Raw genomic sequence first — 26,229 nt, 5'->3', positions numbered from 1 at the left:
GTTTTTTATTCCGAGTGCTAGAATTAAATACACCATATTGAAGTTCTGCCACTACTATGGAAGAAATGCTTACAACACTATTTTTTCCGACTGCCTCAAGTTTCTGTTAAGCTATAGGTTTTTTGTTTATGATATAAATACATATATTTAGTATCTAACATGTAGATCATTTAAATAATTTCCAATTTCGTTCTTGCGGTGGAGAATCTTCTCTTCCTTCAGGAAAAAAATCACCTGTAGGTTTTATTTCATCAAATACTTCTTTCCATGTTTTTAATATTGGTTGTAATACTATTCCTTTACCTAAAGGAATAACACTAACTTCTTTAACTGAGAAACGAAATTCCTTAGGTAATCTTACTGCTTGACTTTGACCATTCATAAATATTTTTGCTTTATTCATAACTATACCTCAATAGTATATATTAACTTTATTATTAAAGCAAACAACTATTCTAAATATATATCTTTTACTAATTCATATTTCTTAAATGATCTTCTAATTTTCTTAGTTTTCTGCCTTCATTTACTATTGGTCTCACATATTTTTCCATTTTGGCATTTTCCCTATATTTATTAATCTGATCGATCTGAGCATTGACTTCATCGGTAATAGCTTGCTTTCTATCCTCTATTTTATTTAATACTTCAGTACTATATTCATAATTTTTAACATCAGCATTAAAGTTATTAAGCTCTTCCGTAATCTTTGCGTCTACTTCAGGTCCCTGCTCAGTATCTTTGATCTTTTGTGCTATTAATGCCGGCATTTCCTCAATGTTGATATCATCTCTTTTGAAATGATCTTTAAGCTCTTTATAAGTTTGTTCTAAATTTCTTTCAGCTTTCTCGTGCATAATATCATAATGCTCTTGGCGACGAGTATATCGATCTTCCTCTATAAATTCTGCATGTTTTCTATGGGCGTTATCTATCATATCTCGCATCTGAGAATCAGTAGCTTTCTCACGCATAAATCTGTCGCCCATCATTACCGGCTCACCTTCCTCGAATAACCTACCACGCACCTCATGAATGAGCTTTCTTTGAGCTAATTCTTGATAATATTCCACATCGCTTTGTCTTCCTGCTTTTTCTAGTCTTGCTAGATATTCCGGTGATAATATATCTGCTTGAGCAGCTAACGTTTCCTTATTAATATGCATTTGGAGTTCTTCACGTTCCCGTGCTTTTTCATCATCTTTTAATTTTTCGCTATAAGTTCTAAGCCTTGGATCGTTATATTCAAAATCATGCCATTCGGCACTGGTTAGATTACCCTCATAAGCATCACGTAAATCTTTACCGACTATTGCAGTTAAAGCTCCTCTTTTTATTCCCGTATAACCGGCATAGAGTTTTTCACCTATACCTACACGCCTTTCTTCTTTTAATTTACGTTTTGTATCAACACGATGCTCCATCTCTTGCCAACTTCTAAGCGGTTTTATATTCTTACCGAACAGACCGACACCTCGCCCTGACATTTCTTGGTGAGCATATTTATAAGCATCTTGATAATCTTTAGTAAAGTTCGCATCGCTAGCGAGTTCACGTAAGTTAGCATCTTTTAAGGACTTATCAAGCTCTGTTTTTTGTTCTTTACTTAAAGCGGCGTAATCTTTCACTCCATATTTATTTGCAGCAATTTTATCTCGAAGCTGAGTAAATTTCATTTTCGATAGTTCTTTTGCTTTTAATTCATTCCCTTTAGGTAAATTCTTTAACAATCCTGAAATACCGTTTTCATAATCAGTAATAGCATTCATTTTTACATCTTTAGAATCTATACCGTATTTTCTCTTAACCTCATTTTGTACGGCTTTGTTTGCTGAAGAACCGAGAGCTTGCTTTTCAAGCCTTCCCATCATCATATTTTCAAATTTCTCGGCAAAGAACATACTAGCTTGCTCTTTCCTTGCACTTACACGGCTAGTTACAGGTGCACTTACCGTCTTAGCCACATAACTTAGCGGTCTATTCATTTGCTTCGCTGCAGATTCATAAGATTGCTGATTAACTTTTTGTATGTCTGTTAAATTACCTGAGGTACCGGCAATAAATTGTGCCGTCGATATAGCAGTATCGTTAAATTTACTTAGCAAATAAATAGACACAAAAATTAGTAATATCCCATCAAGTTGGACAAATTTCCCGTTTATAAAATTACTAATCCTTTTTGCATCTTTAACTAAATCTAAAAACGGTAATTCAATATAGCGTTCATCTATACACTCATACGCAGCACAATGCTTACATTTATCAGGGTCATTCTTACAAGAATCATCTACCATTATATGATCTTCGGGAACTAATATCTTTGCTTTGTGGAAATTATTTATACCTCCTTTCATTGGTACAGGGAACCACCAATAAAATATTGAATTACCAAGGCTTGGATCTATATCCTCAAGAAAACTACCGAATATTTCATTTATCGGACCTAAATTAGGAAAATCATGTTTACATACCCCAAAACCAAGCGTTGAATATATTTCGGTTCTGATGATCATTGAAATAAAAGCGATACCGGCAAATAAAATTATAGGCTGTAATGCATATGATATTAATTGTCTTAACCAATTCTCAAATAACGAACGAGTTATATTAAACAACATGAAACAAATAAATATCGGTCCCATAATTATAATCATACCGATAGTTATAAGAGCGGTTAGATAGATAATAGTAGCTTTAAATATAAGAAAGAAAATAAAATATAGGGCTATTAAATATAGAATGATATATATAAAACCAAGCCAATCAACAAATAGTAAAGAAAATAATTTAGATAAAGTTTGAGGAGAAATAAGTAACCCCAGCAAACTTTGAGAACCGGGACCGGTAGCCGCAGCTTCATTAATTATTTGCAGTATTTGCTGAACCCCGTCAATAAAAAATACGAATAAATAATCATGAAAAAATGTCCAAGCTTTATCCGTACTTAATAATATTGAGACTATACTAACTTTTAATATTCTAACTATAAGTTCGACATGAGTAAGGTTTATATTACCTATTAAAAAGGAAAAGCCCGTAAACATTATATATAGAGTTAAAATAGCCGAGACACTCATCCTATAACCCGGCGTATCAATTATTTGTTGATAAGTTTTCTTTACAATCCCATCCTTACCAAATAATACTCCTTTTATTAAATCCGTTAAAAATTGTAGCGGATCGGGTCTAGTATCAGTAACTCCGGACTTTATTACTAATCTATATTGCCCGCTATTATCATCATAAAATTTATCTATAATCTTAAAATAAAGAGGAGATTGAGCATATTTTGACTTATCTTCACCTTTATATTGATAATTTATACCGCCGGCTTTCAAGAATTGTCCTGTACTACTAATACTATAAAATTCATAGCCTACACTCGAAGTAAGCTCTCCTAAATGCTGAGTTATACCTTGCGGTTTACGCTGTGAGTCCGGTGAAATATTGGGATCGGTATTTTTAGCGGCAATAAGAAAATAAAGCCCGACACCGTCTGTCATTATACATGGAGGATTACTAATCATTGCATCATTTTGATTTGCGGGATTAGGAGTACACATATCAAGTCTAGCATTATCCCAAAAAGTACACGGTTGTAGCTTAACGCAAAAAGCAGCCAAAGTAGTTGTGTTATTTTTTTGACCATACCATGGACACCATGCAGATAACTGACCTGAAGTATTTTTATCACCAAGTATATAACTCCACGGTCTTACCATAACGGTTAAAGGATAACCGTTTACTTTATAAGCACTATCACGCCATGGTGTTACCTGATCACCTTCCTGTCTTGAAGTAATTTCTTCCGGATTATATCTAGAAGAGACATTGAATTTGATAAAACCGAAATCATCAGGGTCAATACAAGTATCGCCGGTACAACCGGAAAGCAGCAATAGCGATATTAATAATGTAATAAAAATATTTTTGTTCATTTTAAGTTATTTCTATATGTCTCAATTTCACCGTCATTGCGAGGAAAAACTGTAAGTTTTGACGAAGCAATCTCAGGAATTTGTTATTATTTCATGAGATTGCCGTACCATCCTACGGCTGCTCGCAATGACGATTTTTAAGTCGTGGGATGACACTAAAATAATTTTGTTACTTTCTCTCTTCCTCTTTCTTCGGTACATCATTACGCTCGGCAAGGAATTTATTTGTAAATTCACCACCTCCTTCCGGTTTTCTAGCTTTATAATTTTGATCAATTATCTTATCTTTGAAAACTCTAGCCGGAGCCATTGCAGCCTTTTTAATCGGTTTTGTTACCGAACCTATATCCTGCATAACGGCTCCCACAGGATCAGAGCGTTCTTGATAATTTCCTGATATTCGTGCCGGTGTAACATTTGTAAGCATTCCGACTACTATATTTACAAAAGTTACTAAACCATATGACATCAAGCAATATGAATAAACTAATAAAGCCGTAGTAAATAATACTAAGAAAGTATTAGCGTTGTTCGTTAGAATATTCGAGCTACTAATTTCCGGTACATCCGGTACATAGAAAGGTATTCCTGGTAAGAACGGTAATGTAAAAGAGAAATTAATCGGAATACCAAGATTTGTTAAATCAAGCCCTATTTTTATTGGTATCAGAGTATCCCAACAGGCTCTAACTACTACTTTTAAAAGCTGCTCAGATAAAACCTGATCTATCAATAAAAAGAAAATCAATAATATTGTCGGCTGCACTACATAGCTAAGCAATGTCGATATCCAATTATCAAATAAACTTTTAGTTTTTTCAAATAACATTAATATTATGAAAAACGGTGCTAATGAAATCATAACAGTTACCCCTATGAATGCAATAACATAGCCTATTATGACTTCTAAAATAGCTCTAAAATAAGTAATAAGTGAATAAATGGTTATAATAGCGATAAATGCTAAACCATTATGTATTTGTAATAATTCAATAAATAGTAATCCCCAAATCCTACCGTTAGTATATTTATCAAATATAGGATCAATAAAACCAAAAATATTAGATCTAGAGCTTGTAGCACCTACTACGTTAGTTACAAAGAAATCAATACCGTCAGTAAATGCACTAAAGAAGTATGTATTAAAGAAGCTCCAACTTTCTTCTCTAATTAAAAAAGCTACTATAGCTATTTTGCATATACGTGTTATTACTTCTACGGCAGTTAATTTTAATGCTCCCGCAACGAACATTAGCCCAAATATAGTAACATAAAGGGTTAATGCAGCTTTAGCTATATTCTGCACTGCAGAATTTTTAACTAACTTAATATAAAAGTTTTGACTAAAAGTTCTAAACTGATCGGTAATAGGTTTAATAGCACCATTATATATTATATCAGAAAACCAAGTTGTACCGGTATAATTAGCATAATTTACACTAACCACCCCTTGTATATCACTATTAGGATTTACCACCCTTAACCATAAATATCCATCTTGCGGTGCATCAGCCGCAAAGTTATAATCTACCAGCGTACCACGAACAGATGGATCAGGTAACGTACCATCAGATGTTATTAAATATTCTAAACTTATATTTTGCTGATCACCCGGACTAATTGAATTTGCCCCATTACCTATTTCAACAATCATCGAATAACGACCGAAATATAAAAAATTAGCTGACCAATCATTCTTATTTATATAATCTACAAAATTAGCATAATTTGAAAAATTTCGGCTCCAATCACTCATTAAAACTGAATTACTAAACATGTTATTAACTTGCCAATCGCTAGTAAAATCCATAGTACCGCCGCTAGTGGCTTGATAATATATAAAGCTACTTTGAGTGCTGTCTGAATTTACAAAACTCTGATCTCGTTCCTTAATAACCTGCCCGCCTACTTTAATTATCATCCCTCTACCTTGATCGTAATAGCAAGCAGGGCTAGTATTTATACCGGCATTAGCAGGACAAGAATTAATTAAGCCCATGAAATTCTGTACCGCTCTCGTTATCATAGGTTTGCCGACTAATGCTTCGTTACTATTTATACTTTTATATTTTGTAGCTGAGCCAGTACCGCTACACCCGCTTGGTTTATCAGGATCTCTTGAAGCATCTATAAGATCACATACCTCCTTTGCAGATGAGTAAATTATTCTATTATCAAATTTTCCAAGGTTACTTTGAGTATAAAGTGCAGAAGCAGCGAATATCGAACTATCAAGTTCCTGCGTTAAAATATTATCTAGAGTATTAGGGCTAAAAAAATTATCTTTACCAACCAAACTAATATTTACTACATCGCCGGCCTTAACTTCAATTCTCGAATTACCGTTAGAATAGTTAAAATATTTAACAGAATCAGACATTTTAGTAAATGAAAGTGCATCAAGGTCTTTATCAGGCGGTATAGCCCCAGGTGTTGCATTGTTATTGTCCGTAACAAAACGAGGAAATCCTAAAGCTTCAAACTTTGATTCAGCATATTTATAAGTTTTAATGAAAACTTGCGGCGTACTAAACCTTGGATCAATTCTATATAATACTAGATATTTTCTAGGTTCAGGAGTAATACCTGAAGTAGACCAGTTTATTTTTAACAATTTACCTTTCTCAACAGTATTACCTGTTGATTGCCAAGTTCCGGCTGTAGATAAACTAATTCCTATATTACCCTCTTTAAAACTTGTAAATTCAGGCACTTCTAAACAACCGAATAAGCTTTTTAACCCACCAAAACTGGTTGACATCCATGAAAAAGCATCATCAGCTTTAGCTGGCATCGCCATAAACAAAACTAATAAAATTAAACTCTTAAGAATTTTCATAATTTTAAATTGTTATCCAACACGTCATACCGTGGTTTTTATTTTTTGTCATTGCGAGCGACCAAAGGCGTTGTTGCATGGCTCGGTTTCCCGTCATTGCGAGAAGAATTACGCAGTAATTCGACGAAGCAATCCAGTAAAAAATTCTGATTTACAGAATTTTTTTAATTATTTTTCTGGATTGTCACGTCGCTTCGCTCCTCGCAATGACGATTCGGGTATCCATGCAACAACCCAGCAACCAAAGGCATTGTTGCATGGCTTGAAAAATGCACTCGATGTCATCCCCACGGAAGCGGGAATGACATAAAACTAGCAATGCAACAACACTAATACCCACTCGCAATGGCGATTTTCGATTCACCATCTATTTCGATGTTTCAGGTTTAGGCGGTTCTTCATTTGTCTTCTCGCCCCCTTCTTTTGGCGTATTTTTCCTATTTTTCTCAGCCTGGTCTAATGTCTTACTGCGTTGTTTTAATCGTGCTTCCGCTCTGCCGATAATACCTTGTCTTGTTTTATCATCCATTCCTATTGGACTTAATGCTTTTTGTCCTGCATCATGAGACATTCTACCACCAATTTCAGTAGCCGAAGGTCCAACAGCACTAGTTAATTTTGCTACCATACGCCCTGAAAATTCGACATAACCATACATACCATAAGCAATAATAACTAGAGCTACGATATTTTGCATATTTACTCCCATCATACCCGACATATAATCCATTCCCCAAGGGGCAAACCAATTAATACAGAAGATAGGTACATTCAGCAATGCAATAGGTAAAATAGTACCGATAAACGGAATTTTTATCGGTAAAGCACATTTCCAACAAACGCTATAACCTAAAACAAAATCTAGATAAATGGTAAATAGCTGGGTTAGCACTATAATACCTGCCATCATAACTACCGGTTCTATCATATAGCGGATCGTAAACCTCACCCAATTATCAAATAAATACCTAGTAAAATCAAATAATAAGAAACTAATAAATAAAGGGGCTATACCGATTAATATACAAGTTGCCATAAATGCCATAATATAAACGGCAACAGCTCTAAGTGCCGTAATAATTACTATACCAACCGCAATAAAAGTAATTATAAAATATATAATACCGCTAAGCCCAAGAGAAAGAAGTGAAAGTAATTGAGCGATAAAGGTTTGACTAAAAAATATTTTACTCATTACTGCATCTAAAAACATGAAAGGATTAGAAATAGTATTAGTAGAAGTAAACAAACTATATCCACTCATATTAGCAATAATTGCGTCTGAAAAATTGGTAATTGCATCAAAAAGATAGTTATTGAAAAATTCAAAAGTATTACCGTTCATAAGTCCGCTAACTACCCCGATTTTTGCTATTCTAGTTACTAGCTCTTTTTGGTTTATCTTAGCAAAACCAAGCAAAAACATTGCTCCGTAAGTCATCACATATAGAATTAAAATTGCTTTAATATAGGTAAAAAAGTTAGTACAGGACGAGCTATCATTAGCTTTATAACATACCATATTTTTAAAAATAGAAGTAGCAGCCCTTTGTACTTTAGTTTTAAATAACTGAAGTAACGGATTCATTACTTTAATAGTAAAACTTCCTACTTTTAAGGATGTTGAGAAATGTACTTTATAGCTACCTTCACTATCTTTATAATCCCTTAAATTATTATTAGGATCATTTAGAATTTTCATCCATATATAACCCGCCTCATTCGCGTTAAAGTTATATTTACCTTCACTATCAACGTTAATTCCTTGAGGTGAATAAGTTTTACCGCTAGTATTCGGGTTTTCCGAAGGCTTTACTATTATGTATTGCACTCGTCCCCGATCATCAAAAGTATCGTTAAAACTATTACCGTTCTCTCTATAACATTTAGTCTGTTTAATATTTAAAACATATCCTCCCGTATTCTTACTAGCATCTTGTGAGGCGGGATACCAAAGCCTATATTGTAAATAGCTTTTTTCAATATTACTGTTAAAAGGTCTATTATATATAACTTTATATAAATATTTACCGTCTTTATCTTTATAGTCAGGCGGTTGATCTGTCTCTGCAACAAACTCAGCAAATTCTAGCTTAGAAGGCAGAGCTTGACTTACAGAACCCGCATCATTCATTTGATATATTAATCCAGTTGGTCCTTTGCCTCCTTTACCGTCCGCCGTATACCAAAATCTTCGATTCTTTTGAAAATCTCCATCCTTACATATTCCTGAAGTACAATTTACACCTCCAATATAATCTTTATCCTTAGGACTACGATTCTCGACACTATCAGGACATTTACCGTTTGGAGGAATATTGGCGTTATTAGAACATTGAAGTCCCGCATAATCAATAAATAAATTACCGGAATTATTCGACCAGCTAAAGGTAAAACTACCGTCATCTTTATAAGCCTCCGGCATGTCGCCCTCGTGATTTATCCAAGCAGGTAAGGAGTCACATATAAAACCAAGGCAACAACGAGAAATGGCATTAGCATACTCACATACCAACTGTGTAACATTTTCTTGATGAATACATCCAAAAATACAATAACATTTTTCCCGATGCTTATTACCTTGCCAATAATTTTGCTTCAGTTCGCAAGCATTAACATATTTACCGGAATAAATAGAATATTTTCCACAAATCGGCTCATAAGAAGTTTTACCTTGTGAACAATCTTTCGTAACCTTATCATCTTTAAAAGCATCCTCAACTGTCGCATCCGTATTGGCAAAATTAGGAGATATAGAAACTAAAACTCTATCATTGGCGTATAATTCAGCAATATTACGCCATTCATTATTTTTTGCATCCATTATTAGAGAAACAGGCGGATTATTTGTATCGGTAATACGAGGAATCGGAATCATGTTACCTTTATCGTCTAAATTAGATTTACCAGGTCTTGTACTTTCAGTAAATTGTACATTATCCTTTGGTACATAAGCTAAACACAAACTAACCTGACCGACCACTTGTAAATTCACCGGTTGATTGTTCTCTACTAGCACCTGAGTATTTAACCATTCACCGTAACGATTAGGATCAGGAATAAGCTGAGTCGTGCCGTCGGGCAACATCTTAGAAGTGTTTACATAATTAGCATTAGCATTAAGGGTTATAGTACCGGTTATTGAATCCGACCCTCCTTTACCGTCCGGAGCATATCTCATGTAGCAGCCGTCACCGACTTTTACTGCTCCTATCATACCAAGTGCTGCAAAAATAAAGCAAACTAACGTTGCTACTATAGCGAGTACTCCTAAAACTTTTAATAAGTTACTCTGCATATTCTATTATTTACCTCCGCCTGCACCGCTTTCTGAATCCCCGCCTTGCTGCTCTCCCTCTTTACGTTTACCTCCAACATTCGGCTTATCTCCTACCGGCGGCTTACCTTGTGAAGCCATGGCCGCATCCTTAAGGAAAGCTGCTCCTTTCTTTACTAAATCAACAATTTTAGTTGGACTTGCCGTTACTGCATCCATATTAGGACCATTAGTTAAATCAGAAGCAAATCGCCCTATAGATTTAGAGAAGTAATAAAAAATAACCGAAAATACTAATACGCACAAAAGTTCCGCTAAAATAGATACAACATCTCTAACAATTGATTTTATTGGGAAAAGTATCAATAAATGCTCTTCCCAACCTTCACCTGCATAATATTGTAACATTTTATATCCAAAACTTTCCTGACATTTATCTGCTCCGCCGTTAGGGAGCCTTAACTCAAAAGTGCTAAATCTAATATCCCCTTTTTCATAATCATATCTAAGAAATTCGCAATTTTTAAATATTGCAGAATCATACATAGTTATTAATAAAGCTATAAAACCTGCTACTACTGCCGGCTGCAATGCACATGAAATACATACTTTTAACCACCCGTCAAAATAAGCTTTTGTACAAGTAAATAGAGCCATAGGAATGAATATAGGAGAAATATATGTCATAACGTAAATAGTAATCATGCAAACTAAATAATGCGTAATAAAATATAAAAGTATAGATAAAAATATTACAGAAAATACTAAACCTGCTGCAAGTATAATAACGTTTCCGGCCATAAAGAATCCAAACATAACGGTAAAAAATCTAAGTGCTCCTGCTTTACTTAAATCTTTCGGTCTGTCTTTTTTGCCGTCAGGATCAAAATTAGGTATAGGTGTATTATTACCGCCGGGACCATTACCGACTGAATTCCCTAAAACTCCATTCTTATCTATATTATAAAGTAAATCCAAGCCAAGATAATAACCTATACGGCAATCAATTGCATCCCATAAACCGTAAAATTTATAACCGTCCTTATACTTTGAATTATCAAATTGACATAATCCTCTAGAACCTGCTGCATTAAAGATCATCTGTGCAAAGTCCGGTGCTGCTCCCGTCAAAATAGGTAATCCATATTTTAACATACCGTTTTCTTTTGTCGGCTGACCGCCGCTAAAATCTAAAGGTCCAAGACCGATAGAAAAATAGGTAACAAATAAGAACTTTATTACAAAAAGAGCTATTTTTTCAGTACTTGCATATTCTTTATTTAGAGCCATATTAACGGCAAAAAACATAGTATAAAGAATTAATGCCGCACCTATAATTCTCTTTAAATAACCTTGAAACGTAGAAAAAGCAGCAAGATTAGTTATTCTAGAATTTTGATCTTGAGAGCTACAACCATTCCCGGCAAAAAATATTTTATTAAGCGTTTCGCTCAAACACTGAACTGCAAGACCGGAAAAATTAATTAACGATTGACTATAATTTGCTCCCGTATAGCAACTTTTTCCTATATTACAATTTTCATCATCAGGCGGAGTAGACGGCGGAGTAGCACTTAAAGATTTACATGCTACCGGCATCGGTCCTCTTGACGTAGGCATAACTAAACATAGATCATTATCCCATTTTTTAACCGTTAAAACGATATTCTTTAATATAGGATTTGCTCCAAGATCAGGATTATTATCAGTACTTAAATCACTAATCTTCTTAGAGTCACCTTCATTTAAATTATATATGGTGCAAGGGCTACTACTACCTTCTACATTTTTAAAACAAAACGTTATACTAGACGCAACTGAGTTACAATTACCTCTCGGATCTTTCATATCAATATTACGAATTATATAGCCATATGCCGTGTCCGTTTCTAAATACCCATCTGAAGTAGTCGGTAAACTAGAACATGATTCTCCAAAGCCGGCAAAGCTAGCTAAGCTTACAGACGCTATACAAACTATAATAAATATCTTTAAGGTTTTAAGAGTTTTCATTAGAACTATTATCTTTTTTTTCTGTTACTACGCCGCTTTTTACTAACTCATCCCATGTCTTTTCAGCATTTGCACGTCGTTCTGATACTTCTCCTCCTTCTTGTTCTCTTATTCTTCCTCCTCCGCTTGCTACTAGTTCATTCCATGCTGTTTCTACTTTTACACGTTTATCTCGAATCTCTGCATTTTCCCGTATCTGTTTTACTCCTGTCGGATTTTCATGTTCCTTTAAGTTAAAACTATAATCAATTACTCCTGAACCCCTACTTGTACTGTCAATTTTTTCTTGCGGTGACGTAGTAGTATTATCTTCTTTTCTGTCGTTTTCTATATTTTTATTTTCTTCTACCTTTGCTTTTTCTGACTTATTAAGTTCATCAGCTAATTTATCAAATTTATTAGTTACACTATTATCTCTTTCTCTTATCTCAGTTACTACACCGCTATCGACTAATTCATTCCATTTCTTTTCTGCATTCACACGTCGCTCCGATGTTTCTTCACCTTGCTGATCTCTTATTCTTCCTCCGCCGCTTGCTACTAATTCGTTCCATGCTTTCTCTACTTCTGCACGTTTATCCCGAATCTCTGCATTTTCCCGTATTTGCTTTACTCCCGTTGGATTTTCATGTTCCTTTAAGTTAAAACTATAATCAATTACTCCCGTACCTTTACTTGTATTGTCAACTTTTTCTTGTGGAGCTGCATTATCAACTTTTTCCTGTGGAGGCGGAGTATTATCAATCTCTTTTTTACTTTCTTGATTATTATCTCTTATGATTTTTCCAACACTTTCAGTTTCAATATTACTTTGCGGTGCAGGTGTAGAAATAGAAGTTCTAATACTAGCAGGCGGTGGTGAAACAGCTTCCGGAGGAGCAGGAGGAATAACAACATCTGATCTTGCTTCACTACTTACTGTTTTTGGGCTAGAAGTTGCTACAGAAGACGAAGCTGTCGGTGTTGTTACCGTAGGTGCCGACGTACCTCCACTTGCAGCAATATTATCATTTGTTCCTCTGCCTCCGCTCGTAGCAATATTATCACTTACTCCTCCACCTTGACCAGCTTTTAAATCACCAACTCCTCCTCTACTTGCTATCTGATCGACCCCCTTAGTTGCCGCACCCGCAGCAGCAAGGGCTGCCATACCTACCTTAAATATTGCTTGCGGTTTTATAGCAACATTATTAAGAGCTACTCCTTCCGTCATATCTGCAGCAAATTCAGCTAGCTGACTACTAAAATTATACATCAAATACAATGTAAAACATGCCGTAACTAATGCAAGTAAAATATTTTTAATTTTCTCAAAAAGCACTTTTGGAGACATGAAAAACATTCCGGGTCCCAAAACTACTCCCGATAAAAACTGGAATTTAGCAAGAAATTTATCGGTAGGGGTATCTCCCGGTTTACTATCGACGATCTCACTTACACTATCTTTTGCAAAGTTAAATGTCGTGGTAATAGGATTATTTAACATATAACCTAAACTATTTTGACAGCTTTCTACGGCATCTTTATCAGGATATTGTGATATATCATCCCAATCATTATTAATATAAAATATCAAAACATCACGACTTGAAGTACCGCCGCTCTGTGCAAGATTTTCTATACTATTGTGAATTAACTTGCTCTTATATTGACATTTACCGTAGAAACCATAATCATATACCGAAAACATCGTAATCATAAAAGTAACTACCACCATAGGCTGTAGCAAGAACGAAATCATCAGCTTAACCCAGCTGTCAAAATAATTTCGTGTATATGTGAATAAAAACATGGGTACAAAAAGAGGAGCTAAAATACCGAGTATTACTATAGATATCATACACATAATCGTTGCATTAACCATAAAGGCAGCAACCGAAATCACAAGTAACGGATAAGAAAGAGCGAGTGACACCAACATCATATTACCGGAGATTATCGCCGGAATTAGCAAATAAATATATGGTGGAGCACTAAAACTAAAGAAATCAAAATTTAAAAAATCATGGCTTCGATAAGCATTTTCGACAAGTAACGTAGATAATATATCAAGCCCTAAATAATGAGCTACCCTACAATCTAACGCATCCCATAATGCAATATAAGAAACAGTACCGTCATAAGAAAGGTTGTTAAATTTACATAAACCGGACGGAGCAGCATTCATAACCCAACTTGCTAAACCGTTTATACCGTCAAGTAAGAAAGGAAACGCCCACTGAATCATACCGTCTAGTCGGTCATACGGAGAGCCATTACCAGGGGTTATATTAATTCCTATTGAAAAATAAGTTACGAATATCATTTTCAATATAAAATTTATATACTCACTTTTTGGCGGTACTTCACCTGCAAGTAATAGTTTAAAGCCAAAAAACATAACATATAAAGTTAGAAAAGCCGTAACTATTTTATACATTCCTACTTGGAACTGAAATAATGCACTATCTTGCCTTGAAGCCAAATTAACCACTTGTTCTACATTATCAAAACTACAAACATCTTTACTAATTAGTAATCTAGCAATCATTTGCCTCATACATTCTATAAGAGGAGAAGTCATGACTACTGCAGTTTTTGAAGCATTATAAGCTTTTTGATAACATCCGCCACCTGCTGCACTACAGGAAACTAAAGCTAAAGGATCGGTAGGCGTTTCCTTAGGATCTTCAATAAAATCCTTATCTGCTACATCCATAAAACTATTATACATGGATTTCGGAAACGGCTCTTTCATATATTTACAGCCGACGGGGACGTCTCCTGTAAATCCTTTTGTTGAGACACATATTCTATCTTTATCTTGAATAACTTTCCAATATATTACAGGGAATCCCACATCAAATGCAAAACCGTCATCACCGGGCTTACCACTATATGGAATATGATATTCCTTTTTTTTATTTTCCCACGCCTTCTTTATATCATCCCAAGGGTCGCTCCCTGTTAAGACGGCTTTAGCAATAGCAAGTGCCGATTCAGCAACAGATTTTGCCCGAGATACAATTAATTTAGCATTATTACATAAAGCAAAGCGTAATTCTGGATTTTTAGGATCAATTCTGTTTTCACGAGTACATTGACCTCCGGGGAAATTTCCAAAATTACTATCGTTAAATAAATCACTGTCGTTTATTTTAAGCTTTAAAAACGTATTCATGTATAAAACGGGAGAGACAAGATTCATTACCGCAAAAGTAAAGAACGGAGCAACAATACATGTATGAGAAAATTCAGTACGCAGCAAATCGCCTACGCCTTGGGTTTCGCAAGTTAAGCCACTCAAAATATCTACAATGCTATCAAGAGTATCCTTGGCATGGGTTTTAGTAACTAGCCCTAAATTTAGGGCAAAGCTTAATACTAATGTTATAAGTATACTACGAGGAAATAATTTCATGACTAGTACTTGCCTCGTATGAGATAGTTTTTAACGTCATTGCGAAGAAAAATTGAAAATTTTGACGAAGCAATCCAGTAAAAAATTCTAATTTACAGAATTTTTTTATTACTTTTTCTGGATTGCCACGCAGTCTACGACTGCTCGCAATGACGACTCGGTATCCATTAAATCTATAATGTTTTAACTGCTTCATAAAATATAGGTAACCACTTATCCGGATCATTGCCGTATTTCTCTCTAATTTGATCGAGCAATATTACAGTCTCAACTCTGCCGGATAAAACACTAATTATATTATTCATACCGTCTAAGTTAACTTTAGCAACTACGGCATCTATTCCTTGTTTTATTAAAAAATAACGTGTAGTAGGGTCGGTAGTTTTAATTAAAATATATTCTCGCTGACTTAACATAAATGCACTACGATAAATATCCGTAGCTTTCAAATTAGGTAAAAAAATCTGCGTAGCTGTTTGTTGAATCAACGTATCACTAATTCTACTTTTTGCGGCATCTTCAACACTCTGCGTAGCAAATATAACAAAAGTATTTAATTTTCTCAACACTTTTAACCAATCTTTGATCTTAGGTGCAAATACCGGATTATCGATTAAAGCCCATGCTTCATCAAGTACTATCATAGTTTTCTGCCCATCTAAAGAGATATTAATGCGATGGAAAATATATAACAATACCGGTGCAAGGCTTACAGGGTCTTTAAGTAATTCAGTCATATCAAAACCGAATACCCTTGCTTTTTGTAAATCAATATCATCTACTTCATTGTCAAATATCTTAGCATGTGAACCTTTACCAACCCACATTGCAATCCTACTTGCCAAACTATTTGGTGTATCAATACCAAGAAATGCTATAACATTACTAAGCCTTCTGTCTTTTTTCTCTAATCTAAAATTACCACTTACTGCTTGAGATAAGATTTTATTATCTTGTGCAGTTAAACTTTCACCGTTAGAAGTTACAAGTACACGAAGCCACTCTAAAATAAATGTTCTATTCTCACTAGTATCTTCAAGCTGCAAGGGATTAAAATTACATTTTAATCCCGGATCAATTACCGTATAAACTCCGTTTAAAGCACGTATAAATATTTCTGCTCCTCGATCTTTATCAAAAAAGAACATACGAGGTTTGAATTTTTGTGCTTCCGCACATAAGAAATTCATAAGAACTGTTTTACCGGCACCAGTTGGACCGATAATTAGAGTATGTCCAACATCCCTTACATGGAAATTAAAATAAAACGGCGTACCTGAAGTAGTATCAAGTACTGTGACATATTCTCCCCAATGGTTATCTCTAATTTTACCGAGCGGATAATTATGTTGTGAGGCAAAGCTAGCCATATTAAGAGTATTTATAGTGGATTTACGTACTATATAATCCATATTTCCCGGCAACTGTCCCCAATAGCTAGGTTCCATGTTAACTTTTTCTCTAACCGGCTGAATTCCTGAATTAGAAAGCTCAACTGCTGCCATTGATAATATATCTTCCAAAGCTTTAATATTATTCGCAGAACATAAAAGCGATAAATGATGCTCACCGAAACCGATATCACCGCTAGTGGCCATATCAAGGGCCGTATTAATTTCAGCAATTTGCGAAGTAGCTTTATCACCGGATTGTATCATTCTATTTTGCTGTAATTGCATTTTACCGATCGCTACGGTTCTATTAGCAAAGACAAAGCTTTGAGTCATGACAAATTCAAAAGGCATTTGCAGAAATCCGTCAAAAATTCCTGCCGAAGTATTAGGCCCGTATTCAAGTATACTAATCATTCCGGCATATTTTTTGCCAAGCGGACTTCTTGCTTCAATAGTACGAGAATCAAAAAATAAGCGATGAGTCGGTAAATATTCGTCAATAGTACCACGCGGTAATGCTATAGGGCCTGGTGAATCGCCGCAATTGATTAAAGATGAAAGGAATTCTAAAATTTCACAATAACTACCTGACTGCGTTTGACGAACTCCAAGTAATCTTGCTCCGTAACTTCTGAATGTATTAACCACTCTAGTTGACATTTCTTGAAGATTTTCTTTCATCTCTTTCATGTCATTTTCCCAAGCGGTTTTATTAGATTTTTGTCTAAGCTTCTTTAGAAAATACTCAACTATAGCAGCACCCCCGGTATCAGGCTTATATAAAATACTAACATATAATTCGTTAAAAAATGACCTAGCACCCGCATGTTTCTTACGCCATTCTGCACCTAAATAAGTAATAAAATCATTAGGGACTTTTACGGTAGGATCATAAGTAAATTCCGTATCGTCAAATATTACTGCTTTACGTCTTCTAATAGTATGGAAATACATAACGATATTTCCCGAAGCCATATTTTTAAGTAAGGCATTTCTGATATTCTTTTTAATGTCTAAATCTTCATCATCAGCAGTTTCAAAAGAAAATCCGTTTATTTTAATAACTTGTAATAAAGAATTATCTTTTGTTAAAATAGTATTACTATCCCAATGACATTTATAAGGAATAAAATGCGAAGTTGGTCTTTCTTGTTTAGACCTTAATTCTTTAGCTGCTCTAGTTCTAAATAACTTCATTACCTCACCTGATTTAACTATTTTAATTTATTTTGTCATTGCGAGAAGAGGCGAAGCCTCGACTCGGCAATCTCAGAAATTTTATACTGTCAGCCTACGGCTGCTCGCAAGGACTTGTTGCGTAGACCGGTAAATGCTCTTTATGTCATTCCCGCGAAAGCGGGAATCCAGCATAAAGCGAGATAAATCGAACTTTTAATTTCAAAAATTTGCTGTATTTATACCTTTTTTCTGGATCCCCGCCTGCGCGAGGATGACATCGAGTAGGTTTAGCATCCACGCGAGAATGACATAAAACTCAAATATTATACGAATTTGCTCCGTAGTAAAATTTATTAGGACATTGGCTAGTTCTTGACATTTTATTTAAATATAGCTCTATGAATCTCGGTTCTTTAAAACATATAATATAAGCTACCAAATGCAAAGCAGCTGCAATGAATAAAATCATAATGCCGTTATTCCAAATAAATACTATCATCGTCATTATCATATTTAATGCAGCAAACTTAATACTTACTCCAAATATCATCGGCGGTCTAGTTAACCCTACAAATAAAAGATCGGATGCTAATGCTCCTGCCATAAAAAACCTCTATTAATTTATATTAATATCAAACATAGTTGACAATATTGAATTCGGTACTTCACTATTCACAAAATGTACGTAACCGTTATTATTTTCAAGTGCATTAACTGCTATCTTAATTAATTCTTCTTCGATGAAATTATTACTATCATCTAACATTGATTTCAATAAGTTAATATCTCGTATTTTTATATTATACGGAAATGTCTCGGATACCTGTAATATCTCATATGGCAATATTAAATGTTCCTCACTTAATGCAGAAGCAATTGTTGCTACCGTTAAGTTAACATTTAATAAATGCGTTTTTTCCTGATCATCATTAGCAAATGGTGCTATCACATTTATAACATCATGATTTACAATTTTTCGGTGAGATAATTTTGACTTTTTTGCTTGCAGTAAATTAGCATCCTTACCTAAAATACCAACTGCATAACAACCTATACTACTTAACTTTGTTACTATAAGCTTGTTAACGTAACTAGATAAAATTTCCATAATAATAGGATTATTTAGAGAACTATAGTCGCTTATTTTACTAATTTTCTGACTAAAATTTTCATCTATTTGTGATATTAAAGACGAACTTCGTAAATCAATATGATCATGTACTATATATATTTTAGCACCGCACATCTCAAGCAATCTAACAGATTCAATAAAAGCCGTAAATAATTTATTGTCAATAATAATAGTAGCAGGTAATTTTAGAACTATTGCTTGATTCTTCAGCTCACTACTACACTTTATTATATTCTTAATTATAGCAATGTTATTTAATGAAGAAATACTATCTACCTCTTTACCTTTGAGGTTTGATGCATTTTGCCAAACTAGCTTTAAGTTCTCTTGCACCTTCTTTACTCCTACTACTTACATACATAACATTACATGAGTAGTTTAAAGTTGCAAGAAAATTCTGTGCTTCATCGTTAAGGTTTTTACGATCCGTAACTTTATCGGATTTTGTGAAAATAATTTGAAATTCTCTTTTATTTGCAAGTAATAGCTCTGCTACTTTCTTATCGTTTTCTTTTATACCTCTTCTTGAATCAATCAATAAGTTAACTAACCTTAAATTATAACTATTTCGTAAATAATAACTAATTAACACTTCCCACTGTTCTTTGACTGATATAGGAACATTAGCAAAACCATAACCGGGAAGGTCAACTATAATAAGTTTATCTGCAAGGTTAAAAAAATTGATTTGCCTAGTACGTCCAGGAGTATTAGAAACTTTAGCAAGATTTTTATTATTACATATCGTATTTATTAGGCTTGACTTGCCGACATTTGACTTACCGACAAAAGCAATTTCCGGTAATGAAAAATTGGGGATTTGATTTATATTCATAGCACCAGCTACAAATTTAGCTTGATGACGAAAAAGCTTTATACTATCAGTTAATTTTTTATTATTTATCGCTTTCTCATTATTAGTCATAGTTTTTTAGATTTGATAAATTTGTAGGTTTTGTTGCATGGATCAATTTCACCTCTGTGTCATCCCGTGGCTTGTCCGGCGTTGTTGCATGGATACCAAATCGTCATTACGAGCGATTGAAGGCCTTTGCCTACGTGAATACCGAGTCGTCATTGCGAGCAGTCGTAGACTGCGTGGCAATCTCATGAAATAATAAAAAACTCCTGAGATTGCTTCGTCAATTTACCATTGTAAATTTCCTCGCAATGACAAAAAAACCGGTCCACGCAGTCAATGCCTTCTCGCAATGACATAAAATGAACCATACAATAACGCTATAAATGGGTTAGAATGACATTAAAAAAAATATGGTAGCGGGGGCTGGATTTGAACCAACGACCTTCAGGTTATGAGCCTGACGAGCTACCGAGCTGCTCCACCCCGCAATAATTGAGAATTGACGATTTATCTGTGTTATATTGTGATTTAGTCCAATACTATGCGAATATTGCTAGTGTCATTCTTGCATAGATACCGAGTAGTCATTGCGAACAGCCGTAGGCTGCGTGGCAATCTCATGAAATAATAATAAACTCCTGAGATTGCGGACGTACAATTGCTATGCAATTTCCGTAGCTCAGACGACTTGGGTATCCACAAACAAAGCTTAACTAGCTTCTTTCTTACCACCGAAAGAAAGACCTGAGAATCTTTTATTGAAATCACTAACACTTTTGTTCGATTGATTTACTACGTTTCCGGAATCTTTATTCCATGCCGGATGCTTTCTAAAATCAACATCCATTAAAATTTCACCTGTAGGATGAGTAGACATTGTTTCAAAAACATCGCTTCCTACTTTAATCAAAAACTTTTTATATTCTGGATGTATACCGCTTTTCATAATGATTTTGCCGTTTTAGTCTGAATTATTTTTTTCTTAATAGCTCTAGCGTTACTTGATAAAACATTATCATCGGCTTTTAGAATATATGCATCAAAACCGCCGGCTTTTTCCACTGAACTAATACATCTAGCATTAACCGATAACCTATACTCTCCGGTCGTTATATCACTTGTAAACTTAACTGACCTTAAATTAGGCTCGAAACGTCTTCTAGTTTTACGTTGAGAATGTGATACGTTATTGCCGTATAAAACACCCACACCTGTGAGTTCGCACTTACGTGACATAAGCTAAATACCTTAAAACTTATAAATATACAATAGATAAAAAATATAAAGTAATCCTACCCTAGTGTCAAGAGCTAATCATTTACGGTACCGTTTTTTATTTATCAACATTTAAATATACTTTATATTTGCTTAGCTTTATCTAATTATTATATTGTTATTTAGATTAAACTAATAGTTTGTACTAAGCTTTATGTGGAAAATACAAAATTTAATTAATGTATTTTATTGGACTTCGCTATTTTGTGGAGGAAAATCATTCATGATAATAAATTTAATAATTTTAGCCGTATTATTAAATTTATTATTATACAATAATACTGACAAATGGATTATTAAACAAAAAATTTTTGCATTTATTACCTTAACTATAAGCAATATTCTTTTTTATAACTTTAACTTCTTTAAAACTTTTTCTAATACAAAATATATTTATTTTATTTCTTTTTTTATAACATTTATTATATTTGCTATGTTATATTATATAATACTCATGTTTATTTATTTAATTTCTGAAATAAAAATTAAACCAGTAATTAAATATAATAATAAGGAGTAATATTTACTCCTTACCGCTTAACTCTAGTTATGAGATTTCACAACCACTTATATCGTGATTTTCTCCGCCCATTTTTGCTGCATATATTGTTGCTGCCGCAGCGTTGTTTTTAGGCATATGTTGATAATACGGATCGTTTGCAACTTGCATCGCTTCGCATTTCTGTACATGCTGTACTACTACAGGAGCAGCTTGTATTACCTTTTCTACCGCAGGCCCTCTTCTTGCAGCAGTAATTGCTGAGGGTGATTTTAAAAAATCTTTCTTATGCCCAGACATATTTATACCTCCTATATATTAATTAGGCAGGTATAAGTATAATTACAACTTTTAATTAAATCAAGGGTTATTTAATTAACTTTTAGGTATTATTAAAGTGAACAAGAGATATTGGCAATCATTTACGGTCCGTTTAGTGAAGAAATAAAGATAGGTACGATGTATTTATATGTGAAATAGGCACAAGCCAAACCTAACATAGTACCGATAACGATTATACGGAATTTTGCAGGACTAAAAATTAAAATAACTATTCCAAGAATAATTACTATTTTTATTATATCATCTGTCGTATAAGAGCTAGAGTTTATAGCATAAACATTTAGGTTTATACCTAGAAATATTATTATACATAATAAGTTCTTAAACATTTTATACCTCTATAGGACCGGTAGTTAATCCATTTATAAATTGTTTTAAATAAGGATTATCACTATTACGCATTTCATCTTTACTACCGTACCATTTAATTTTTCCTTGATAAATCATAGCTACTTCTTTAGCTATTTTTTCGGCACTAATCATATCATGAGTTATAGTAATCGTAGTTGCCCCTAACTCTTCTTGGATTTTTATAATTAATTCGTTGATAACATTTGCCATTATAGGATCAAGCCCTGTGGTCGGTTCATCAAGAAATAAAATCGACGGTGTACTACAAATAGCCCTAGCAAGTGCTACTCTTTTTTGCATTCCTCCCGATAATTCGGAAGGGTAAAGATCAAGTATTCTAGGAGATAAGCCAACGGAATTCAGCTTTGCACCGGCAAGGTCGTTTTTTTCTTTCTTAGATAATTTTTTAGTCTCGAAAGTAATATTATCACGTATATTTAAGGAGTCAAATAATGCTCCGCTTTGAAATAAAAAGCCTATACCGTCCATAATCTCAAATTTTTGTTTACTTGAGATATCTTGGATTTCTACATTATCAATATAAATTTTACCTTTATCAGGTTTAATCAGTCCTACTATATTTTTAATTAGAACCGATTTGCCACTACCGGAACCGCCTAAAATAACTAATGAACTGCCCTTTTTTACATCCAAATCTATTCCGTCTAACACCTTATGATTAGCAAATGATTTATATAATGACCGAATTTTAATTTTAAATTCTTCCTTTGTACTCATATTTATACTTTAAAAAATAATTCGGTTATTAAATAATTACTGATTAAGATAAGGATAGAAGAATTTACTACTGCCGAGGTAGTAGCTCTTCCCACTCCCTTAGCCCCTTTACCTGAATAATAGCCGCTATAGCAACTTATTATAGAAATAATAAACCCAAAAACTCCCGCTTTAACAAGACCGGAAATTACGTCAATCGGTTCTAAATACTGAAAAGTACTGGTTAAATAAGCTGCACTATTAAAATCAAGCTTATACACACCAACCAAATAACCGCCCATAACACCAATTATATCACCGATTAAAACAAGACAAGGCATTGTAATAATAGCTGCTATTACTCTTGGAAAAACTAAATATTTAATAGGATCGGTAGATAAAGTATATAAAGCATCTACCTGCTCCGTTACTCTCATCGTAGCTATTTCGGCGGCAATTGATGCCCCGACTCTTCCCGCTACCATTAGTCCGGCTAAGACAGGTCCAAGCTCTCTAGTCAGCGATAATACTACTACCGTTGCAATGGAACTTTCAACCGAGAAACGAGAAAAGCCTGTATAGCTCTGTAATGCGAGTACCGCACCTGAGAAAAAAGTCGTCATCGCAACAACCGGAAGCGAGTGAAACCCGATAAATAATAATTGTCTGATGATTAAACTCAAATATAAAGGCGGTCTTATTATACTGCTAACGGCAGCAAAGCTAAATAGAGAAAAACTACCTACACTTTGTGCAAACTTTATAGTACGTTTACCGACCGAATTAGCTATATTTAATAACATTTGTGTATATTTTTTTGTTTTGTAATTATTATCTAAATCGTCATGAACAGGCATTGCTGCGTGGATCGGTAAAACTTACTCAATGTCATCCCCGCGTAGGCGGGGATCCAGAAAAATAACTTCAAATATCGATATGGGAGTTATTTATTTAAAAAATAAACCTAAAAAAACAAGTTTTTTGTCGGTTTTACTGGATTCCCGCTTTCGCGGGAATGACATAAAGAGCGTTTACAGGTCCACGTAACAATGCCACGCGGGAATGACATAGAGTAGGTTTTTCGATCCATGCAACAAGGCTTTCAATTGCTTAGCTCATGACGATTACTTATAAATTCTTTTATACCTACTACCGAGACTAGTCAATACCTCATACCCTATAGTACCTATAATACTCGCTATTTTATCGGGCGTGCAATAATTTCCGATAATTTCCGCTTCCTGCCCTAGAAAAATATCAAGCGGTGGTAGATCGGTAACATCGATATTTATCAAATCCATCGATATTCGCCCTACTATAGGAACGCTGCGACCATTAATAAATACTTCGCCTTGATTGCTAAAATTACGATTAAACCCATCGGCATAACCAAGCGGTAACGTTGCAATAACACTATCACGCTTAGTTGTAAAAGTCATATTATAACCGATATGGCTATCTAGTGTCAAATTCTGTAAATGAATTATAGGGGCTTTTAAGGTTACAGGATTCTGTAGACCTCTCGCATAACCCCCTTCTAAAGGTAATTTGTACGTCAATCCGGTACTCGCATCCTCACGTACTTTTTTGTACGCTGCGGTGCTGCGTTCCGTGTTTCCTTCAAATTCCTCTTTATAAGATAGGTTATGCGAGAGGTCTATTAAAGAATTAAGCCCGTATAAAGCAGCCCCTGGTCTTGCTAAATCAAAATGGTAATCCTGACCTAAAAATATGCCGCCGGAATTAGCAAGACTTGCTTTAACGTTTGGGAAATATTGTAAATAAGTTTTAAATCTGTTTAATTGCTCTAGATTATAAGGATTATCTATTTCCTCGGATATAGCTAGATGGCTTATAATATATTGTAAATCTAGCCCTTTTAATAAATCACGATTATTAATTAACTGCTCTATTTCATTATGAGTTAATCCAAGGCGATTAATCCCCGTATTGAAATGTAAATAACAAGGCAATAATTGGTTTTTCAAATTACTAAATTTTTGCCAAATCTCTATTTGTTTTAAGTTATTTAGAACAGGCGTTAAATTATATTCTATAAGCTCTAAAGCATCATGTTCAAAAACGCCGTTAAGAACTAAAATATTAACATCTAACCCTAAAGCTTTGCGTAAATTCACTCCTTCTTCACTTGAGGCCACAAAAAAATGCCTACAATTTTCTTCTATTAAAGCTTTAGAAATTTGCACTGCTCCAAGACCGTAACCGTTAGCTTTAACGGCAGCACCAACTAATGAGGTTTTGCAAATATCTTGTAATAAAAGATAATTATTTTTTATTGCAGATAGATTTATTTCTAGAGTACACAAGCTCATAGTATATTTCTTAACTCTTTTACGATAATTGACATTACCGGTATTATATGAAATTTTGGAGATAAGTCACTTGTTTCTATGGTGTCTGTAATAAAAATATTATCTATTACCGAATTTTCAATTTTATCTTTAGAACCGGCAGCAAGCAGAGCATGAGTTATAAAAGCACTAACCGATAAAGCCGAATGTTCTTTTAAAAATCTTGCTGCTTTTACGATTGTTTCACCGCTATCTATAATATCATCAATTAATATGCAATTTTTGCCCTCTACACTACATATTATTGATATCATCTCGCAATTATTATTTATATCCCTTTCTTTGTTTATATAAGCTGAATCTATATTTAATAAATTACTAATTTTTTGAACTCGATTGATACTTCCTTTATCAGGTGCAACTATAACGAAATTGCTATAAGTTCTTAAAAACGGGATATATAAATTTATAGGTTCAAGATTAGAAACAGGAATATTAAAAAATTTCTCTATTTTATCGGAATGTAAATCAATAGTAATTACATGGGTTACTTCGAGTTTCTCTAAAAAATCTGCTATTAACTTAGCAGGAATTATATTTTGAGAATTTATATTATCTTGCCTTGCATAACCGAAATAAGGCATTACTAAAATTATTCGATTTGCTACCGCTTTTTTTGCTGCATCTACTAGCAAGAAC

General features: G+C 34.1%; 20 protein-coding genes and 1 tRNA gene. 1 reads left to right on the top strand and 20 read right to left on the bottom strand.

What is annotated here, in order from left to right; genetic code table 11:
• Window positions 1-166: 166 nt before the first annotated feature.
• The 3 genes from vapB to BN1174_RS04675 form a co-directional block, all read right to left on the bottom strand.
• Window positions 167-382 carry a type II toxin-antitoxin system VapB family antitoxin gene (vapB, locus tag BN1174_RS04685; protein ID WP_231555803.1) on the bottom strand — a complete coding sequence of 72 codons (216 nt, stop codon included), beginning with the start codon at window positions 380-382 and terminating at the stop codon, window positions 167-169.
• Between the two features lie 91 nt (window positions 383-473).
• The gene (locus BN1174_RS04680) at window positions 474-3,938 is read right to left on the bottom strand and encodes a TrbL/VirB6 family protein (RefSeq protein WP_040256895.1); all 3,465 of its coding nucleotides are present in this window, start codon (window positions 3,936-3,938) and stop codon (window positions 474-476) included.
• A 169-nt stretch (window positions 3,939-4,107) separates the two neighbouring features.
• On the bottom strand, window positions 4,108-6,777 hold the full coding sequence (locus BN1174_RS04675; RefSeq protein WP_040256893.1) for a TrbL/VirB6 family protein: 2,670 nt from the start codon (window positions 6,775-6,777) through the stop codon (window positions 4,108-4,110).
• Between the two features lie 31 nt (window positions 6,778-6,808).
• On the opposite strand from BN1174_RS04675, the gene BN1174_RS11755 reads away from it, so the two are divergent.
• Complete coding sequence (locus tag BN1174_RS11755) at window positions 6,809-7,087, top strand: hypothetical protein (protein WP_231555802.1); 279 nt, start codon at window positions 6,809-6,811, stop codon at window positions 7,085-7,087.
• 57 nt (window positions 7,088-7,144) lie between these two features.
• Here the strand turns inward: BN1174_RS11755 and BN1174_RS04670 are convergent, their stop codons facing one another.
• The 17 genes from BN1174_RS04670 to BN1174_RS11750 all read right to left on the bottom strand — a co-directional run bounded on the left by BN1174_RS04670 (window position 7,145) and on the right by BN1174_RS11750 (window position 26,225).
• Complete coding sequence (locus tag BN1174_RS04670; protein ID WP_040256891.1) at window positions 7,145-10,075, bottom strand: TrbL/VirB6 family protein; 2,931 nt, start codon at window positions 10,073-10,075, stop codon at window positions 7,145-7,147.
• 6 nt (window positions 10,076-10,081) lie between these two features.
• Window positions 10,082-12,067, bottom strand: coding sequence for a TrbL/VirB6 family protein (locus tag BN1174_RS04665; RefSeq protein ID WP_040256889.1), 1,986 nt, complete (start codon window positions 12,065-12,067; stop codon window positions 10,082-10,084).
• On the bottom strand, window positions 12,054-15,467 hold the full coding sequence (locus BN1174_RS04660; protein WP_040256887.1) for a TrbL/VirB6 family protein: 3,414 nt from the start codon (window positions 15,465-15,467) through the stop codon (window positions 12,054-12,056). Before BN1174_RS04660 ends, BN1174_RS04665 begins: the two co-directional genes overlap by 14 nt.
• Window positions 15,468-15,640: 173 nt before the next feature.
• Window positions 15,641-18,058 (bottom strand): VirB4 family type IV secretion/conjugal transfer ATPase, encoded by a 2,418-nt coding sequence (locus BN1174_RS04650; protein WP_040256884.1) that lies wholly within the window; start codon window positions 18,056-18,058, stop codon window positions 15,641-15,643.
• 298 nt (window positions 18,059-18,356) lie between these two features.
• The gene (locus BN1174_RS04645; RefSeq protein WP_010976817.1) at window positions 18,357-18,644 is read right to left on the bottom strand and encodes a type IV secretion system protein VirB3; all 288 of its coding nucleotides are present in this window, start codon (window positions 18,642-18,644) and stop codon (window positions 18,357-18,359) included.
• A gap of 12 nt (window positions 18,645-18,656) precedes the next feature.
• On the bottom strand, window positions 18,657-19,505 hold the full coding sequence (locus BN1174_RS04640) for an amino acid kinase family protein (RefSeq protein WP_040256877.1): 849 nt from the start codon (window positions 19,503-19,505) through the stop codon (window positions 18,657-18,659).
• Complete coding sequence (yihA, locus tag BN1174_RS04635; RefSeq protein ID WP_040256875.1) at window positions 19,453-20,097, bottom strand: ribosome biogenesis GTP-binding protein YihA/YsxC; 645 nt, start codon at window positions 20,095-20,097, stop codon at window positions 19,453-19,455. The genes BN1174_RS04640 and yihA overlap by 53 nt, the downstream gene beginning before the upstream one ends.
• A 348-nt stretch (window positions 20,098-20,445) precedes the next feature.
• Window positions 20,446-20,522: transfer RNA gene (locus BN1174_RS04630), tRNA-Met, on the bottom strand.
• Window positions 20,523-20,562: 40 nt separating this feature from the next.
• Window positions 20,563-20,736, bottom strand: a complete 174-nt coding sequence (locus BN1174_RS09980; protein ID WP_197062045.1) for a hypothetical protein — start codon at window positions 20,734-20,736, stop codon at window positions 20,563-20,565.
• Window positions 20,737-20,743: 7 nt separating this feature from the next.
• On the bottom strand, window positions 20,744-20,980 hold the full coding sequence (rpmE, locus tag BN1174_RS04625; protein WP_014412015.1) for a 50S ribosomal protein L31: 237 nt from the start codon (window positions 20,978-20,980) through the stop codon (window positions 20,744-20,746).
• On the bottom strand, window positions 20,977-21,270 hold the full coding sequence (rpmB, locus tag BN1174_RS04620; RefSeq protein WP_040256871.1) for a 50S ribosomal protein L28: 294 nt from the start codon (window positions 21,268-21,270) through the stop codon (window positions 20,977-20,979). The genes rpmE and rpmB overlap by 4 nt, the downstream gene beginning before the upstream one ends.
• A gap of 586 nt (window positions 21,271-21,856) precedes the next feature.
• Window positions 21,857-22,108 (bottom strand): hypothetical protein, encoded by a 252-nt coding sequence (locus BN1174_RS04610; RefSeq protein WP_040256868.1) that lies wholly within the window; start codon window positions 22,106-22,108, stop codon window positions 21,857-21,859.
• Window positions 22,109-22,230: 122 nt separating this feature from the next.
• A complete protein-coding gene (locus BN1174_RS04605) occupies window positions 22,231-22,479 on the bottom strand; it encodes a DUF5510 family protein (RefSeq protein ID WP_040256865.1) in 249 nt (82 codons plus the stop codon).
• 1 nt (window position 22,480) lies between these two features.
• Window positions 22,481-23,239: an ABC transporter ATP-binding protein gene (locus tag BN1174_RS04600; protein ID WP_040256863.1), complete on the bottom strand. Its 759-nt coding sequence runs from the start codon at window positions 23,237-23,239 to the stop codon at window positions 22,481-22,483.
• Between the two features lie 2 nt (window positions 23,240-23,241).
• Window positions 23,242-24,021, bottom strand: coding sequence for an MlaE family ABC transporter permease (locus BN1174_RS04595; RefSeq protein ID WP_040258033.1), 780 nt, complete (start codon window positions 24,019-24,021; stop codon window positions 23,242-23,244).
• A gap of 321 nt (window positions 24,022-24,342) precedes the next feature.
• The gene (locus BN1174_RS04590; RefSeq protein WP_040256861.1) at window positions 24,343-25,551 is read right to left on the bottom strand and encodes an alanine racemase; all 1,209 of its coding nucleotides are present in this window, start codon (window positions 25,549-25,551) and stop codon (window positions 24,343-24,345) included.
• Window positions 25,548-26,225 (bottom strand): ribose-phosphate diphosphokinase, encoded by a 678-nt coding sequence (locus tag BN1174_RS11750; protein ID WP_082022294.1) that lies wholly within the window; start codon window positions 26,223-26,225, stop codon window positions 25,548-25,550. The genes BN1174_RS04590 and BN1174_RS11750 overlap by 4 nt, the downstream gene beginning before the upstream one ends.
• Window positions 26,226-26,229: the final 4 nt, after the last annotated feature.

Origin of the sequence: Rickettsia hoogstraalii (assembly GCF_000825685.1) — a bacterium.
Taxonomy (GTDB): domain Bacteria; phylum Pseudomonadota; class Alphaproteobacteria; order Rickettsiales; family Rickettsiaceae; genus Rickettsia; species Rickettsia hoogstraalii.
This window is presented reverse-complemented; position numbering and strand designations above follow the sequence as displayed.

What these genes read in the sequence shown, in the direction of transcription:
- vapB (WP_231555803.1), bottom strand. Translation starts at nt 382, where the DNA reads ATGAATGGTCAAAGTCAAGCAGTAAGATTACCTAAGGAATTTCGTTTC.
- BN1174_RS04680 (WP_040256895.1), bottom strand. Translation starts at nt 3,938, where the DNA reads ATGAACAAAAATATTTTTATTACATTATTAATATCGCTATTGCTGCTT.
- BN1174_RS04675 (WP_040256893.1), bottom strand. Translation starts at nt 6,777, where the DNA reads ATGAAAATTCTTAAGAGTTTAATTTTATTAGTTTTGTTTATGGCGATG.
- BN1174_RS04670 (WP_040256891.1), bottom strand. Translation starts at nt 10,075, where the DNA reads ATGCAGAGTAACTTATTAAAAGTTTTAGGAGTACTCGCTATAGTAGCA.
- BN1174_RS04665 (WP_040256889.1), bottom strand. Translation starts at nt 12,067, where the DNA reads ATGAAAACTCTTAAAACCTTAAAGATATTTATTATAGTTTGTATAGCG.
- BN1174_RS04660 (WP_040256887.1), bottom strand. Translation starts at nt 15,467, where the DNA reads ATGAAATTATTTCCTCGTAGTATACTTATAACATTAGTATTAAGCTTT.
- BN1174_RS04650 (WP_040256884.1), bottom strand. Translation starts at nt 18,058, where the DNA reads ATGAAGTTATTTAGAACTAGAGCAGCTAAAGAATTAAGGTCTAAACAA.
- BN1174_RS04645 (WP_010976817.1), bottom strand. Translation starts at nt 18,644, where the DNA reads ATGGCAGGAGCATTAGCATCCGATCTTTTATTTGTAGGGTTAACTAGA.
- yihA (WP_040256875.1), bottom strand. Translation starts at nt 20,097, where the DNA reads ATGACTAATAATGAGAAAGCGATAAATAATAAAAAATTAACTGATAGT.
- rpmE (WP_014412015.1), bottom strand. Translation starts at nt 20,980, where the DNA reads ATGAAAAGCGGTATACATCCAGAATATAAAAAGTTTTTGATTAAAGTA.
- rpmB (WP_040256871.1), bottom strand. Translation starts at nt 21,270, where the DNA reads ATGTCACGTAAGTGCGAACTCACAGGTGTGGGTGTTTTATACGGCAAT.
- BN1174_RS04610 (WP_040256868.1), bottom strand. Translation starts at nt 22,108, where the DNA reads ATGTCTGGGCATAAGAAAGATTTTTTAAAATCACCCTCAGCAATTACT.
- BN1174_RS04605 (WP_040256865.1), bottom strand. Translation starts at nt 22,479, where the DNA reads ATGTTTAAGAACTTATTATGTATAATAATATTTCTAGGTATAAACCTA.
- BN1174_RS04600 (WP_040256863.1), bottom strand. Translation starts at nt 23,239, where the DNA reads ATGAGTACAAAGGAAGAATTTAAAATTAAAATTCGGTCATTATATAAA.
- BN1174_RS04595 (WP_040258033.1), bottom strand. Translation starts at nt 24,021, where the DNA reads ATGTTATTAAATATAGCTAATTCGGTCGGTAAACGTACTATAAAGTTT.
- BN1174_RS04590 (WP_040256861.1), bottom strand. Translation starts at nt 25,551, where the DNA reads ATGAGCTTGTGTACTCTAGAAATAAATCTATCTGCAATAAAAAATAAT.